The 14,509-nt window shown below is 69.8% G+C and carries 10 protein-coding genes and 1 pseudogene; 6 read left to right on the top strand and 5 right to left on the bottom strand.

The features are described 5' to 3' along the window. Positions 1 to 674: pseudogene (locus tag E1J50_RS27565) on the top strand (amidase family protein); the annotation flags it as partial. A gap of 8 nt (positions 675 to 682) precedes the next feature. Here E1J50_RS27565 and E1J50_RS22910 read toward each other — a convergent pair. Further along, positions 683 to 1,255 carry a DNA-3-methyladenine glycosylase gene (locus E1J50_RS22910; protein ID WP_132256080.1) on the bottom strand — a complete coding sequence of 191 codons (573 nt, stop codon included), beginning with the start codon at positions 1,253 to 1,255 and terminating at the stop codon, positions 683 to 685. A gap of 161 nt (positions 1,256 to 1,416) precedes the next feature. On the opposite strand from E1J50_RS22910, the gene E1J50_RS22905 reads away from it, so the two are divergent. From E1J50_RS22905 to E1J50_RS22890, 4 genes are all read left to right on the top strand, one after another. Further along, positions 1,417 to 1,776, top strand: coding sequence for a hypothetical protein (locus tag E1J50_RS22905; protein ID WP_132256079.1), 360 nt, complete (start codon positions 1,417 to 1,419; stop codon positions 1,774 to 1,776). A gap of 345 nt (positions 1,777 to 2,121) precedes the next feature. Further along, positions 2,122 to 3,213: an efflux RND transporter periplasmic adaptor subunit gene (locus E1J50_RS22900; RefSeq protein ID WP_245516707.1), complete on the top strand. Its 1,092-nt coding sequence runs from the start codon at positions 2,122 to 2,124 to the stop codon at positions 3,211 to 3,213. 37 nt (positions 3,214 to 3,250) lie between these two features. Next, positions 3,251 to 6,385 (top strand): efflux RND transporter permease subunit, encoded by a 3,135-nt coding sequence (locus E1J50_RS22895; protein WP_132256077.1) that lies wholly within the window; start codon positions 3,251 to 3,253, stop codon positions 6,383 to 6,385. 47 nt (positions 6,386 to 6,432) lie between these two features. Continuing rightward, positions 6,433 to 7,056 carry a TetR/AcrR family transcriptional regulator gene (locus tag E1J50_RS22890; RefSeq protein ID WP_132256076.1) on the top strand — a complete coding sequence of 208 codons (624 nt, stop codon included), beginning with the start codon at positions 6,433 to 6,435 and terminating at the stop codon, positions 7,054 to 7,056. A 13-nt stretch (positions 7,057 to 7,069) separates the two neighbouring features. Here E1J50_RS22890 and E1J50_RS22885 read toward each other — a convergent pair whose 3' ends face one another. Further along, positions 7,070 to 7,720, bottom strand: coding sequence for a LuxR C-terminal-related transcriptional regulator (locus E1J50_RS22885; RefSeq protein WP_132256075.1), 651 nt, complete (start codon positions 7,718 to 7,720; stop codon positions 7,070 to 7,072). Continuing rightward, positions 7,717 to 10,842 (bottom strand): ATP-binding protein, encoded by a 3,126-nt coding sequence (locus E1J50_RS22880; RefSeq protein WP_132256074.1) that lies wholly within the window; start codon positions 10,840 to 10,842, stop codon positions 7,717 to 7,719. Before E1J50_RS22880 ends, E1J50_RS22885 begins: the two co-directional genes overlap by 4 nt. 588 nt (positions 10,843 to 11,430) lie before the next feature. Here E1J50_RS22880 and E1J50_RS27560 point away from each other — a divergent pair. Continuing rightward, the gene (locus E1J50_RS27560; RefSeq protein WP_165937951.1) at positions 11,431 to 11,592 is read left to right on the top strand and encodes a hypothetical protein; all 162 of its coding nucleotides are present in this window, start codon (positions 11,431 to 11,433) and stop codon (positions 11,590 to 11,592) included. Positions 11,593 to 11,701: 109 nt separating this feature from the next. Here the strand turns inward: E1J50_RS27560 and E1J50_RS22875 are convergent, their stop codons facing one another. Then, positions 11,702 to 12,400, bottom strand: a complete 699-nt coding sequence (locus tag E1J50_RS22875) for a protein-L-isoaspartate(D-aspartate) O-methyltransferase (protein WP_245516706.1) — start codon at positions 12,398 to 12,400, stop codon at positions 11,702 to 11,704. A 180-nt stretch (positions 12,401 to 12,580) separates the two neighbouring features. Beyond that, a complete protein-coding gene (mgtE, locus tag E1J50_RS22870; protein ID WP_132256072.1) occupies positions 12,581 to 13,951 on the bottom strand; it encodes a magnesium transporter in 1,371 nt (456 codons plus the stop codon). Between the last annotated feature and the right edge of the window lie 558 nt (positions 13,952 to 14,509).

Genomic DNA, 14,509 nt, shown 5'->3' with positions numbered 1-14,509 from the left:
TCGGCTGGCGCGAGGGCCGCGACCCCGATGCGTATTTCTCGACGCTCGGCTACCGGGCGGCCTACGCCGATGTCGGGCGCGCGCAGGTCGATCCTCTGGCGCATTACGACCGGGTCGGCTGGCGCGAGGGCCGCGATCCGGGCGCGAACTTCGACACGGAGCTCTACCTCCTGCGCAACCCGGACGTGAAGGCGGCCGGCATCGACCCCCTCGCCCATTATCTCGATTTCGGCCGCTACGAAGGCCGGGCCGCGCCGGACCCCGCGATCGGGCGGCCTGCGGACCTCTCGGCCGCCCGGGGTTTCGACGCTGCCTTCTACCTTCTCGACAATCCGGACGTGGCCCGGGCTGCGCTGGCGACCACCGACACCCTCGCCTTCGCACGCCAGCACTACGAGACCTTCGGCTGGCGCGAGGGCCGCGACGGCAACGCCTTCTTCGACACCGCCGCCTACCTGACGGCCAATCCCGACGTCCGGGCCGCGGGCATCGACCCGCTCGCCCATTACGACGCCTTCGGCTGGCGGGAGGGGCGCGACCCCTCCTCGGTCTTCGACACGAGCGCCTATCTCGCCCGGAACGCGGACGTCGCGGCGGCCGGGATCGACCCGCTGCTGCACTACCTGAGCTACGGGATCTACGAGGGCCGCACCGCGACGGCGGGCGACATCTGACGCCGGGCTCAGGTCCGGGCTGCCCGGGCCCGCGCCGCCCGTCGACTCACGAAGGGCGAGCCGGCGAGGACGAAGCGCCAGGGCGTCTCGGCCCCGCGGGTGATACCGATCCTCGGCCCGCTCGCGATCTCCCCATCGGGCACGCCCGGCGCGATCCGGAAGGGCGGCCGGTCGAGGGGCAGGCCGTCCTGCTCACCCGTGATGCCGAGCGCCTGGCACAGCCGCCCGGGCCCGGAGCACAGGAGCCGGACATCGGCGGCCGCCCGGCGCGAGCGCATGGCCTCGAGACCGCAAGTCGGCTCGAGCGCCCGGATCAGGACGGCGCTGCCAGGCTCGCAGACCACGTTGAGGCACCAGTGCAATCCGTAGGAGCGGTAGACGTAGGCGTGCGCGGGCGCCCCGAACATGCTGGCGTTGCGCCGCGTCGGCCCGGCGAAGCTGTGCGAGGCCGGGTCGGACCGGTCGTAAGCCTCGGTCTCGACGATGCGACCGCCGGCCCCCGCGACCGTGAGGCTCCACCCGATCAAATCCGGGGCGACGCGTGCGGCCGGGCGGTCGAAGAAGGAGGGCGGCAGGGTCATCCGGGCAGGTCAGATATCGGGATCGGGGGATGGGCCGCCTCCATCGCACGAATCCACACCGATCCGCAGCGCAACCGTTCCGCGAATCAGCCAAACTCGAGACTCGCGCGTTGTGACGCCGGCCGCCCCTGGCGGCGCACCGCGTTCGGAGGCTCACGGGGATGAGATGGATCTCAGGAGCGGCGCTCGGCGCCCTGATCCTCGCTGCGGGTGTCGCCCCGGCTGAGGCCGCCGACTTTTTCGGGCCCGCCGACGAGGGTCCGCCGCCTGTCGTGACCCGGCGGACGATCGTGGAGCGTCCGGTCGTGCTGCCGCCCCGGCGCATCGTCCGGGAGGTCATCGTCGAACGGCCCGTCGTCTACCGTCCGCCGCCCGTGATTCGGGAGGTGATCGTCGATACCCCGATCGTCTACCCGCCGGGACCCTACCTCCCCGCTGAAGTCCAGGCCCGGATCGGGCTCTACGAGACCCGGTTCGGGCCGAGGCCGATCCCCTATGGCGGGCTCGACCCGCTGGATTGAGAGAGGGACTCTCGCGCTCCCTCCACGCGATGCGCGAAGATGAGGGAAGCGTAGAGATCGGGCAGTTTGCGCGCCCGGACGGGGTCGGCGTTGACCAGCCGGTCCAGCGGGGTCCGTGGGGCGTGCGACCCTGCTGATGTGCTTCCTCGCACATCGGCGAATTCGGGATCCATCGTCTCCATATCGTTGCAAATCACTGATCGAGCGGCTGATTTTCGCGCTTGCTCTCGCCCGGCGCCGAGGGCAAGCGATGATTTTGAAATTGACGATTATTGCCAATCGTCAATTTCGTGTCAGAGTATTGCTGCCGGACAGATCCGGATGCCCGCTTTCGCGAGGGCTCCCATGGTGTGGTCACCCCTACTCGCCGCCCCCGTCCTTGGGCTCACTGCTCTCGCCCTCGCCGGATGCAACGAGGCGCAGGCCCCGGCCGCCAAGCCCGAGACGAGCCGGCCCGTCCTCGTCCAGCGCGTCTCCGCCGAGAGCCGCGTGCCGGAGCGCAGCTTCGTCGGCACCATCCGCCCGCGCATCGAGAGCGATCTCGGCTTCCGGGTTCAGGGCAAGGTCGCCCGACGCCTCGTCAACGTCGGCGACGTGGTTGCGGCGGGCCAAGCGCTCGCCACCCTCGACGAGATCGACCTCAACCTCCAGACCGAGCAGGCGGAGGCCGAGCGACGCGCCGCGAGCGTGGCGGTCGACCAGGCCGAGGCCGACCTGAAGCGCACCCTGACCCTCGCGCAGCAGGGCTGGACCGCGACCGCGGTGACGGACCGCCAGAAATCGACGACCGAGGAGGCGCGCAGCCGCCTGCTCCGGGCGGAGCGGGCGCTGAACCTCGCGCGCAACGCAGCCTCCTACGCCGTCCTGAGCGCGGATGCGGACGGCGTCATCACGGCGACCTCCGTCGAGCCAGGGCAGGTGGTGGCGCCGGGGCAGGCCGCGATCCGCCTCGCCCGCAGCGCCGAGCGCGAGGCCGTGGTGGCCGTGCCGGAGGCCCTCGTCGGCCGGGCGCGGGAGAATGGGGCCAGCGTCGCTCTCTGGTCGCAGCCGAACGTCCGCTACCGGGCCCGCCTGCGCGAGCTCGCGCCGGCAGCGGACGCCGCAACGCGCACCTATCTCGCCCGGTTTTCCCTGCCCGAGGCCGATGCCGCGGTGCAGCTCGGCATGACCGCGACTGTCACGCTGACAGCCGATTCCGCCGAGCGGGTGGTGCGCCTGCCGCTCGCCGCGCTCTTCAACCAGGGCACCGGCCCCGCCGTCTGGACGGTGGACGATGGGGGGCAGCTCACGCTGAAGCCCGTCACGGTCGCCGCCTACGAGGCGCAGGACGCGCTCATCGTCTCCGGCATCGCGGACGGAGATCGCGTCGTGCGGCTCGGCGTCCAGAAGCTCGATCCCGGCCAGCGCGTGCGCGTGGTCGAGGCGCTGGAATTTTGAGGCGCCGCCGTTCGGCGGCCGCCGGGGAGCCGATCCCATGAAGCGCTTCAATCTCTCCGAATGGGCGGTCCATCACCGCGCGGTGGTGCTGTTCCTGATCCTCGCCGTGGCGGCGAGCGGGACCCTCGCCTTCCTGCGCCTCGGCCGAGCCGAGGACCCGAACTTCACGATCAAGGTCGCGGTCGTCACCGCGATCTGGCCGGGTGCCACCGCCCGCGAGATGCAGGATCAGGTGGCCGACCGCATCGAGAAGAAGCTGCAGACGCTCCCCCATTTCGAGAAGGTGATGACCTACGCGAAGCCCTCCTTCGCGGCGATGCAGGTCACCTTCCGGGACAACACGCCGGCCGGCCAGGTGCCGACCCTGTTCTATCAGATCCGCAAGAAGCTCGACGACGTGCGGGGCGAATTGCCGGCCGGCGTCATCGGCCCGAGCGTCAACGACGAGTACGGCGACGTCGATTCGATCCTCTACATGCTCACCGGCGAGGGCGCCGATTACGGACAGTTGAAGAAGGTGGCCGAGGGCCTGCGCCAGCGCCTCCTCAAGGTCGAGGGCGTCACCAAGGTGAACCTCTACGGCGTGCAGGAGCCGCGCATCTTCGTGGAATTCAGCCACGCCAAGCTCGCCACCCTCGGCCTGACGCCCCAGACCCTGTTCGAGTCGCTCGCTCGCCAGAACGCGGTGACGCCCGCCGGCACCGTCGAGACGGGGGCGCAACGCATCCCGCTGCGGGTCACGGGCGCGCTCGACGGCGTGCGGGCGGTGGCGGAGACGCCGGTCGAGGCGAACGGGCGCACCTTCCGCCTCGGGGACGTGGCGAGCGTCAGCCGCGGCTACGCCGATCCGCCGGATCAGCTCGTGCGCCAGCGCGGGCAGCCCGCCCTCGGAGTCGGCGTGGTGATGGCGCGCGGCGCCAACATCCTGGATTTCGGCAAGGCGGTCGCGGCCGCGACCGGCGAGTTCCTGCAGGCCGTGCCGCGGGGCATCGCGGCGGAGCAGATCGCCGACCAGCCGAAGGTGGTCGAGGAGGCCGTCTCCGAGTTCGAGCATTCCTTCGTGGAGGCGCTCGCGATCGTGCTGCTGGTGAGCTTCCTGTCGCTCGGCTGGCGCACCGGCATCGTGGTGGCGCTCTCGGTGCCGCTCGTCCTCGCCATGACCTTCGTGGTGATGCAGGCGATGGGCATCGATCTGCATCGCATCACGCTGGGCGCCCTCATCATCGCGCTGGGGCTCCTCGTCGATGACGCCATCATCGCGGTCGAGATGATGGTGGTGAAGATGGAGCAGGGCTGGGACAGGATGCGGGCCGCCGCCTTCGCCTGGGAATCGACCGCCTTCCCGATGCTGACCGGCACCCTCGTCACCGTGGCGGGCTTCCTGCCGGTGGGATTCGCCAATTCCTCCACCGGCGAGTACGCGGGCGGCATCTTCTGGGTGGTGGCGATCGCCCTCGTCGTGTCGTGGTTCGTGGCCGTCGTGTTCACGCCCTATCTCGGGGTGCTGCTCCTGCCGAAGGACCTCGCCAAGCGCCACGCCGTGCACGGCGATCCGGACGCACTCTACGACACGCGCCTCTACCGCGCGCTGCGCCGGGTGATCCGGGCCTGTGTCCGCTGGCGCAAGACGACCGTGCTCGCCACGCTCGCCGTCTTCGTCGGTTCGGTGGTCGGCTTCGGACAGGTGCAGCAGCAATTCTTCCCGCTCTCCGAGCGGCCCGAACTGTTCCTGCAATTGCGGTTGCCGCAGGGAACCGCGATCGGCGCCACGCGGGCGAGCGTGGAGCGCGCCGAGGCGCTGATCGGGCGGGACGACCCGGACGTCGCGACCTTCACCGCCTATGTCGGTCAGGGCTCGCCGCGCTTCTGGCTCGGCCTCAACCCGGAATTGCCGAACGAGGCCTATGCCGAGATCGTCATCGTCGCCAAGGGCGTGGCGGCGCGCGAGCGAGTCAAGGCGCGCCTCGAGAAGGCGGTGGCGGCCGGCGCGCTGGCCGAGGCGCGGGTCCGGGTCGATCGCTTCAATTTCGGGCCGCCGGTCGGCTTCCCCGTGCAATTCCGCGTGGTGGGACCCGACCCGGCCAAGGTGCGCGACGTCGCCTATCGCGTCCGCGACGTGGTGCGCGCCAACGACAGGACGGTGGAGGCGCAACTCGACTGGAACGAGATGGCGCCCAGCGTGCGCCTCGTCGTCGATCAGGAGCGGGCGAGGACCCTCGGCCTCAACGTGCAGGACGTGTCGCAGACGCTCCAGACGCTGCTGACCGGCATCACCGTGACGACGGTGCGCGAGGGCATCGAGCAGGTCGGCGTGGTGGCCCGCGCCAACGCGGCCGAGCGGCTCGATCTCGGCCGGATCGGCGACCTCACGGTCCTCGCCCGCAACGGCGTCGCCGTTCCGGTGGCGCAGGTGGCCCGGCTCGAATACGCCCATGAGGAGCCGATCCTGTGGCGGCGCAACCGGGACATGGCGATCACCGTGCGGGCCGACGTCGTCGACGGCGTGCAGCCGCCGGACGTCACGAACGCGATCTGGCCGCAGCTGAAGCCGATCCGCGATTCGCTGGCGCCGGGCTACCGGCTGGAGATCGGCGGGGCGGTCGAGGAGGCGGATAAGGCGAACGCCTCGCTCTTCGTCCTCTTCCCCGTGATGATCCTGGCGATGCTCACCCTGTTGATGATCCAGCTCCAGAGCTTCTCGCGCCTCTTCCTCGTCTTCCTCACCGCGCCGCTCGGGCTGATCGGAGCCTCGCTCGGCCTCAACCTCTCGGGCAGGCCCTTCGGCTTCGTGGCGCTCCTTGGGCTGATCGCGCTCGCCGGGATGATCATGCGCAACGCCGTCATCCTCGTCGACCAGATCGAGGCGGACGTGGCCGCGGGCCACCACACTCGGCGGCAGGCCATCGTCGAGGCGACGGTGCGGCGCGCCCGGCCCGTAATCCTGACGGCGCTCGCCGCGATCCTCGCCATGATCCCGCTCTCGCGCAGCGCCTTCTGGGGGCCGATGGCGATCACCATCATGGGCGGGCTGTTCGTGGCGACCTTCCTGACGCTGCTGTTCTTTCCCGCGCTCTACGCCCTCTGGTTCCGCCGTACGCTGGACGAGGGGGCGCCCGGAGCCCACACTGAGGCGCGAGCCCCCGTGCCCCACCTCGCCGTCGCGGCGGAATGACGGGCCGCCCGGATGGTCTTTTCCTGCGTACAAGCGTTCTGCCACCGATGACCGTGACCGACCTCGCCCGCGACGCCTCGACCGACAGCGATACCGGAGACCTGCGCTCGCGCATCCTGACGATCGCCGAGAGGCTGTTCCGGGACATGGGGTACCGGAAGACCACGGTCGCCGACATCGCGGCGGCCCTGCGGATGAGCCCCGGCAACGTCTACCGCTTCTTCCCGTCGAAGAAGGCGCTGAACGAGGCGGTGGCCGAGCGGATGCTCGGACAGATCGAGGCGGAACTCGGCCGCATCGTCCGGGAGACGGGAACGCCCGCCCGCGAGCGCCTGCGTCGGCTCGTGCGCACGATGCACGCGATGAGCGCGGGCCAGTTCACCGCGAACCGCCGCATGCACGACATGGTCGAGGTGGCGATGGCGGAGAGCTGGGAGGTGATCCACGGCCATATCGGCCGCGTGGAGGACCTGCTGGTCGCCCTCGTGGCGGAGGGCGCCCGCGAGGGCGAATTCCGTGTGGCGGATCCGCGCGCGGCGGCGCGCTGCGTGCAGACCGCGATCGTGCGCTTCTGCCATCCGGCCCTGATCGCCCAGTGCGCCGACCGCGAGCAGCCGACGGTCGACGAGATGATCGACTTCCTGCTGACGGGGCTGCGGGCCGAGGGATAGCGGCCCGGATCCGTCAGGCCGGGTCAGGCATGTGCGCGGCGCCGTAGCGGTTGTGCACCCCCAGCGCCCGGTAGAGGGCGTTCGCATGCACCTTCACCGTATTCTCGGTGAGACCGAGAGCGATGGCGATCTCCTTGTTCGAGCGGCCGCAGCGGATCAGCCGCAGCACGTCCTGCTGGCGAGGCGTCAGCTTGCCCGCGAGCTCCGGCAGGCGTGCCGGCACGGCGACGGCAGGCGGCGCCGGCTGGGGCGGCAGCTCGGTCACGACGGCGGGCACGTAGATGTTGCCGGCCAGCACCGTCCGGAAGGCGTTGGCGATCTCGGAGATCCCGAGGGTCTTCGGCACGTAGCCGTGCAGACCGGCCTGGAGCGCCAGCAGGATGTCCTCGCGCCCGCCCGACCCCGTCACCACGACGACCCGGACCTTGGGAAACACCTCGCGCACGCTGCGCAGGCTCGTGGCATTGCCGACGCCCGGCATGGCGAGATCGAACGAGGCGAGGCTGATCTCCGGATGCTCGCCGAGGACCTGCATGGCCTCGTCGAGAGACCCGACCTCGATCACCGAGGTGAAGCCGCAATCGCGCTTCAGGAGATCGGCGACGGCTGCACGAAACAACTCGTGATCGTCGGCGACGAGAGCGACGGCGCCTGGACTGCTCATGGTCTGTCACCTGCGCGAGAATGGAGCCGCTTCATGAGACGGCTCCGGTAGGAAGTCTGCACTAGACCTCCGTCAGGGGACGGAGGCTCTTCGGCCGGCGGTGCCGTCTCCGGCACGACGATGCTGCGGGAGCGCTGGGCGGCGCGGGCCTCGCCGATCGCCGCGACCGTGGCGTCGAGGCAGTCGAGAATCTGCTCGCGTTCCGCCCCGTCCGGCTCGCCCAGCTTCACCGCCGCCTCGAAGGCCTGCGCGGCCTTGCTCAGGCCGGGGACGTCGAGGATGCAGGCCGTGGAGATCATCGCGTGGGCCTTGCACGCGGCGGCCTCGTCGTCCCCGGTCTCGATCGTCTCGCGGAGGATGCGGATGTCCTCGCGCAGGTTGCCGCGGGCCGCGTCGAGGCGTTCGTCGGACAGCCAGTGACGTCCCGAGGCCGGGCTTGCCGCGACCTCCGCGGCCTTTGGAAGGTCGAGCCGGGCCGGATGCGTGCGCAGGCGGAACGCGTAGCGGATCAGCACCTTCGCGAGCGCGGCCTGCGTCAGGGGCTTGCCGACGTGGCCGTTCATTCCGGCCTCCTCGAAGCGGCGCAGATGATGCGAGAGCACGTCGGCGGAGCAGGCGATGATCGGAACGTCGCGGGCGGGGTGGTCGAGGTCTCGGATGATGCGGGTGGCGGCGCTGCCGCTCATCCCGGGCATCTGCTCGTCCATCAGGACGAGATCATAATCCTTGGCCTGGACGGCGGCGATCGCCTCCTCGCCGGAGGAGACGATGTCCACGTTCGCCCCGAGGGCGCTCAGCAACTCGCCGATCAGCTCGCGGTTCAGCGAGATGTCCTCCACCACGAGGACGTTGGCCTCGAAGGCGCTGCAGGCGAGCGGCACCTCCTCGGCGGGCCCCGCGGACATGTCGGCCACCGCGAGATCGAGGAAGACGCGGAAGGTCGAGCCGGTGCCGAGCGCGCTCTCGACCTCGATGCGACCGCCCATCTGCTCCACGAGGTGGCGCGAGATCGCGAGGCCGAGGCCGGCGCCGCCGAAGCGCCGCTCGCTGCCGGCATCGACCTGCGAGAAGCGCTGGAACAGAAGGTGCTGGAGCTCGGCCGGGATGCCGATGCCGGTGTCGGAGATCTGGATCGCGAGGTGGCAGCGCCCGTCCGTCGAGGGCGGCGCCTCGGCCCTCAGCACGACGCGGCCGACCTCGGTGAACTTGATGGCGTTGCCGAGCAGGTTCAGCATGATCTGCTTCAGCCGGTCGGGATCCCCGAGAAGCGCGGGCGGCAGGCCGTCTTGGATTTCGATGTCGAGGGCGAGCGACTTCGCCTGGGCCATCGGCATGACGATGGCCGAGGCCTTCTCCACGAGGTCCTTCAGGGAGAACGGGCGCAGTTCCAGAGTGACGTCGCCCGATTCGATCTTGGCGAGGTCGAGGATGTCGTTGACGATCCGCAGGAGGCCGCCCGCCGCGTCCTGGATGCGCCCGATGCGCCGGCTCTGCGCCTGCGTGAGGGTACGGTCGGAGCCGAGAAGGTCCGCGTATCCGAGGATGCCGTTCAGCGGCGTGCGCAGCTCGTGGCTCATCGTCGCCAGGAATTCCGCCTTGGCGACGGAGGCCGCCTCCGCCTTCTCCTTGGCGACCTGCAATTCCTCGTCGCGCGCGTGGTGGGCGGTGACGTCCCGGGAGATCGCGAGGATGCGCCGCGTCAGGCCGTCCGCGCCGACCATCGGCGTCACGAGCACGTCGAGCCAGCGCTGCTCGCCCTCCGCGGTCCGCCGCCACGCGGTGAAGCGGCTCGACCGGCCTCTTTGGGCCAGCGAGATCGCCTCGCGGGCGGCCTTGCCGCCCTCGCCCGGCCAGAAAGTCGACCACAGCCGGCCTTTCGCGACCGTCCGCGGGTCGGCCCCGTGCAGGTTGCGGCAGCGGTCGTTCGTGAAGACGATGCGGCCGCGCACGTCGAGCACCTTGATGATGTCGGGGCTGTTCTCGAGGATGCTCTCGGTCAGCACGTGGCTGTCGGCGAGTTCCCGCGTGCGGTCGGCGACGCGCCGCTCCAGTTCGAGGTTGGTGCTGCGCAGACTCTCTGCCTGGTCGCGCAGGCGGTCCGACGCCTCGGCCAGGATGTGGCAGACCATGTCCGATTCGGCGATGCCGGTGCTGCGGCGGTCGATCGGCTCGCCGCGCACGAGTTGGCGGGCGCCGTCCATGGTCAGGCGCGCCGCGTAGCGCATGCGCCGGGTCAGGACCACCGCGCAGGGGACCGCGATCAGCATGAGAGACGCCGCCACGGCCGCGAGGAGCCAGAGGGATTGCCGGGTCGATTTCTGGAGGGCGGCGTGTGAGACCGAGGTGAGCACGAACCACCCGGAGATCGGCGAGCGCCGGTAGAACCGCTGGACCTCGATGCCGCCCACGTTCATCGCGTCGATGCGGCCAGACGCGCCCTCCATGGCGGGGAGTTCGGTCACGCGGGTTCCGATGAACCGGTCGCTCTCGACGGTACGCGCAATCATCGTCCCGGTGCGGTCGACGAGAGCCCCGAAATGCGGGGGACCGAGCCGTGCCGAGCGAAGAAGCTCGGTGAAATGCGAGGGCTGCAGCGCGAAGACCAGGGCGTATCGCTCATGCTGCGCGGTCACCACGGGCAGCGCGATGGTGACCAGCCGGCCCCGACCCGGCACGAGCGGCAGGAGATCCGAGATCTCGACCCGGCCCGGCTCCTCCGACCGCCAGACGGCCGCGGGCCGCAGGGCCTCCGGAACCCAGCGCGGGCCGCCCTCGGCCAGCACGTCCCGTCCCTCGCCGTCGAGCAGCATCAGGTCGCCGGGGCGGCCCGCGAGAGCCTCCTGCCCGAGATGCCGGAGACGGGCGAAGTCGCCGTCGATGACCGGCGTGGCAGCCAGCGTCTTGAGCGCCGCGATCAGCGTGATCAGGTCGCGCTCGACCAGAAGGCCGAGATCGATGTTGGCCTCGATCGAGACGCCTTCGAGCTTCGAGCGCTCGGACTGGATGAACCGGCTGGTGACGAAGGTCCGGATCCCGAGCAGCGGCAACGTCAAGACGAGAGCGAACACGGCGAGGTAGAACGAGAACGGCCAGACGCGGGGCGCCTTGCGCTTCCCGGTCATGGCGAGGCGCCTGACCCGATCCGTGCTAACAACCCAGGACACTGGTCCGTCCGTTTTTGCACACTTGCAAGTTGGTACGATCTTGAGCACGACCATAAAGTGTTGACAAGAGACTTCCGGCTTCGGACCAACCTTTGTTTGGGGAATTTGTCTCCGTGACAGCTTTTCTGCCACACGAAGACTGGTATTAGACCTGGTACTAACACCACCTCGACATGCTTCCGAGGTTTAACATTAGATAAATGTTGCGGACGTGATCGGCTCAGTAGTTTGCCGCACAAAATCTGCTCAGACGTGCGGCAAGTTCCCGGCCAACGTCTTAATCCGCCTGCCTTCTTGTTGCAGCGCACATCAATCTTCAGTGCCGCCGACACAGCCGAGCAGGCTCCTCCGGCCGCTCACGCTATGCGCAAAACGCGCGCCAAAATCGGAAATTTCCTGCATTTCACGCATTTTAATGCCGACTCTGGCAATTCTTGATGGCAATCGCATGCACCTCACGCATGTCGGCCGTGTGGCGTGTGGTATACCAAATCCCATGCTGCGGTGCCAAATTCCGGTCATCGAATTCGCCACGGGACACAGATCATGACCATCCTTCTCGCCGCCGTCGCTGCCCTCGCCGTCAACCCCATCCTCGCCATCGTCGCGGCCGATGCTCTCTCCCCGAAGGCAGGCACTTCGATCCAGGAAGCCCGTCAGGTCGCCAGCAACGAGAACATCGCCACCCAGGCCCGTCTCGCCGCCTGAGCCAAGCCGAGAAAGCCTGAGCAGCCGGCCATCGCCGGCGGTCCGTTCTGCCTGATACCCCGCCGAACCCCTTCGGCGGGGTTTCGTCGTCAGGCGCGAGCCCGGCGCGTCAGACGGCGGCGCACTCGCCACGCCGATCGGATGCACCGGCGGGCGGATCCTCCGGCCACCCGGCCGCCCCGATGAGCGGCACGAAGCTTACCGGCCCGAGGGACCGGGTCTCGAAGGCGCCGTCGCGCCGGCGCAGCACGCGCACCAGCACCTGCTCCCTCAGGCGTCCGCCAACGGGCATGACAAGCCGCCCGCCCTCCCGCAATTGCTGCCGAAATGCCTCCGGAACGTCGGGCGCGGAGGCGGATGACAGGATCACGTCGAAGGGCGCCCGCGCGGGCAGACCGAGCGTTCCGTCGCCTCGGTGCACGCGCACGTTCCGGTAGCCGAGGCCGTCGAGGCGTCGTGCGGCGGCCTCCGCCAGGACGGGATGGCGCTCGACCGCATCGACCTCGCGCGCGAGGCATCCGATCACGGCCGCCGCGTAGCCGGAACCCGCTCCGATCTCCAGCACCCGGTCCTCGGGGCAGATCGCTGCAGCCTCGACCATCAGGGCGACGATGTAGGGCTGGGAGATCGTCTGCCCGCCGCCGATCGGGAGCGGCGCGTCGTCATAGGCGGATCCGCGCAGATCCTCGGGGACGAAGACCTCGCGCGGGACGGCGGACATCGCGGCGAGGACGCGGTCATCCGTGACTCCGCGCCAGCGGATCTGCCGCTCGATCATGCGCGCGCGCTGGCCCGCGAAATCCGCCATGCCCGTACCCGACGCGAACCGGCCGGCTCCGATGGGACAAAGCGGCGGGGACGGACCCGTTCCCGCGACCGCAGCGTCGCGGAGATGCGAGGCGTCCCCTTCCTCGCCCGCGTGCATCCCGAGGACCGTGCCGCGCGAGCCGAGAGCGGCGGCCGGGCCCGCGGCCGGCCGCCGATGGACCTACAGAAGCGTCCCCTTCAGGATCAGCAGCGCCACGGAGAAGTAGATGACGAGCCCGGTCACGTCGACGAGGGTGGCCACGAAGGGCGCCGAGGCGGTAGCCGGGTCGAAGCCGATGCGCTGAAGCACGAAGGGCAGCATCGAGCCCGCGAGCGAGCCGAAGGTGACGATGCCGACGAGCGCCGCCCCGACGGTCGCGGCCACGAGCAGCCAGTGCGGCCCATAATCGTAGAAGCCCGCCTTCTGCCAGATCACGATGCGCACGATCCCGATGGCGCCCAGGATCGCGCCGAGGAGCAGCCCGGTCGGCAATTCGCGCAGGGCCACGCGCCACCAGTCGCGCAGCCGGACTTGGTGCAGCGCCAGCGCCCGGATCAGCAGGGAGGTGGCCTGCGAACCGGAATTACCCCCCGAGGACATGATCAGCGGGATGAACAGCGTGAGTACGAGGGCCTTCTCCAGCTCTCCCTCGAAGCTCTGCATGGCGGAGGCCGTCAGCATCTCGGAGAGGAACAGGGCGCAGAGCCAGCCGGCACGCTTCCGGATCATCGTGAAGAAGCCGATGTCCATGTAGGGCTCGGGCAGCGCCTCCATGCCGCCGAAGCGCTGCACGTCCTGCGTCTGCTTCTCGACCATGGCGTCGATCATGTCGTCGACGGTGACGATGCCGATGACGTGGCCGACCGCGTCGACCACGGGCAGCGCCAGGAGATCGTATTTCGAGATCAGCCGCGCCGCCTCCTCGCGGCTCGCGGTCGGCGAGACGGCGAGCGGACGCCGTCCGGGCGCGACCGAGAGGACGTTGTCGCCCGGATCGCCCGAGATCAGCCGCCGCAGGGGCACCGACTTCGTGAGCGCGCGGGTCCGGGGATCGAGCACGAAGATCGCGTAGATGGTCTCGCGGGTCTTCTCGACGCTGCGGACATGGTCGAGGGTCTCGCCCACGGTCCAGTTGCCCGGGACGGTGACGAATTCCGTCGTCATGAGCGAGCCCACCGTCTCCTCGCCGTAGGCGCTGAGCCGGTCGACGGCGCCGCGGGTCTCCGCGTCGAGGCGGGCGCGCAGATCCGAACGCCCCGGCTCCTCGATCTCGCGGAAGATGTCGGTGACGCGATCGGCCGACATGCCGGAGAGGTAGCCGGCGACGCGGTCGCGGGGCAGCATCTCGATGATGTCGGCGGCGCATTCGAGCTCGGGCTGATCCAGAACCTCGACGGCCCGCTCCTGGGGCAACCCGAGCAGGATCGCGGCGGCGACCTCGGGTGCCTCCTCGTTCAGAGCCTCGACGATGTCGGGGGCGCGCTCGTCCGACAGTCGCGCGGCGAGCACGGCGGGATCGACCCGCGCGTCGAGGAGGAGGGCTTCGGTCATGGGTCTCGCCTCCGGGTCCTGCGGCGTGCGTCCGGTCAGGACCGCCACGGGCGCCCCGGCGGGCGCCCCAGGGCGTCAGGCGGGACGGCTGCGCGGCGCCGGGCCGGGCTTGCACGATCGGTCGGAACTGTCGTTGGGCATATCGGGATCGACGGTGTCCTGAGCCGCGGCGGCTCAGCGAGTCGCCGCGGGCGCCGGGGTGGTGCGCCGGGACGGCGGTTCCGTCAAGCGGTCCACGCTCGGGCGAAACCTGCACTTCCCTGCATGTCCCGCCTGTTGGCGCCACGCGCTGGCACGAGCCGGGCAACGTGCGGGGGCGGAGAGGTTGAAAGCCGGGACCACCATCACCATCTCTTTGATGCGACAGGGAAATCATATCCCGCACGGCGTTGCGCCGAGCCGGATCCGATCGCCTCCCCCCTTCCTATGAGAAATATAAGTGTAGGGCCCACTTGTATTGCGCCCAACACATCGCCTATGTTCCCTTCATCGAAAGCGAAGGAGACACGTCATGAAGTGGTCCGCCCCCGTCGTTCAGGAAGTCTGCGTCGGCATGGA

It is taken from the genome of Methylobacterium segetis, from assembly GCF_004348265.1.
Lineage (GTDB): Bacteria > Pseudomonadota > Alphaproteobacteria > Rhizobiales > Beijerinckiaceae > Methylobacterium > Methylobacterium segetis.
The sequence above is the reverse complement of the archived record's forward strand: the minus strand, read 5'-3'. Positions and strand labels throughout refer to the sequence as shown.

Bases quoted from the DNA above. Each gene is read 5' to 3' on its own strand.
- E1J50_RS22895 (WP_132256077.1), top strand. From the start codon at position 3,251: ATGAAGCGCTTCAATCTCTCCGAATGGGCGGTCCATCACCGCGCGGTG.
- E1J50_RS27560 (WP_165937951.1), top strand. From the start codon at position 11,431: ATGACCATCCTTCTCGCCGCCGTCGCTGCCCTCGCCGTCAACCCCATC.
- E1J50_RS22875 (WP_245516706.1), bottom strand. From the start codon at position 12,400: ATGGCGGATTTCGCGGGCCAGCGCGCGCGCATGATCGAGCGGCAGATC.
- E1J50_RS22905 (WP_132256079.1), top strand. From the start codon at position 1,417: ATGAGATGGATCTCAGGAGCGGCGCTCGGCGCCCTGATCCTCGCTGCG.
- E1J50_RS22910 (WP_132256080.1), bottom strand. From the start codon at position 1,255: ATGACCCTGCCGCCCTCCTTCTTCGACCGCCCGGCCGCACGCGTCGCC.
- mgtE (WP_132256072.1), bottom strand. From the start codon at position 13,951: ATGACCGAAGCCCTCCTCCTCGACGCGCGGGTCGATCCCGCCGTGCTC.
- E1J50_RS22885 (WP_132256075.1), bottom strand. From the start codon at position 7,720: ATGAGCAGTCCAGGCGCCGTCGCTCTCGTCGCCGACGATCACGAGTTG.
- E1J50_RS22900 (WP_245516707.1), top strand. From the start codon at position 2,122: ATGGTGTGGTCACCCCTACTCGCCGCCCCCGTCCTTGGGCTCACTGCT.
- E1J50_RS22890 (WP_132256076.1), top strand. From the start codon at position 6,433: ATGACCGTGACCGACCTCGCCCGCGACGCCTCGACCGACAGCGATACC.
- E1J50_RS22880 (WP_132256074.1), bottom strand. From the start codon at position 10,842: ATGACCGGGAAGCGCAAGGCGCCCCGCGTCTGGCCGTTCTCGTTCTAC.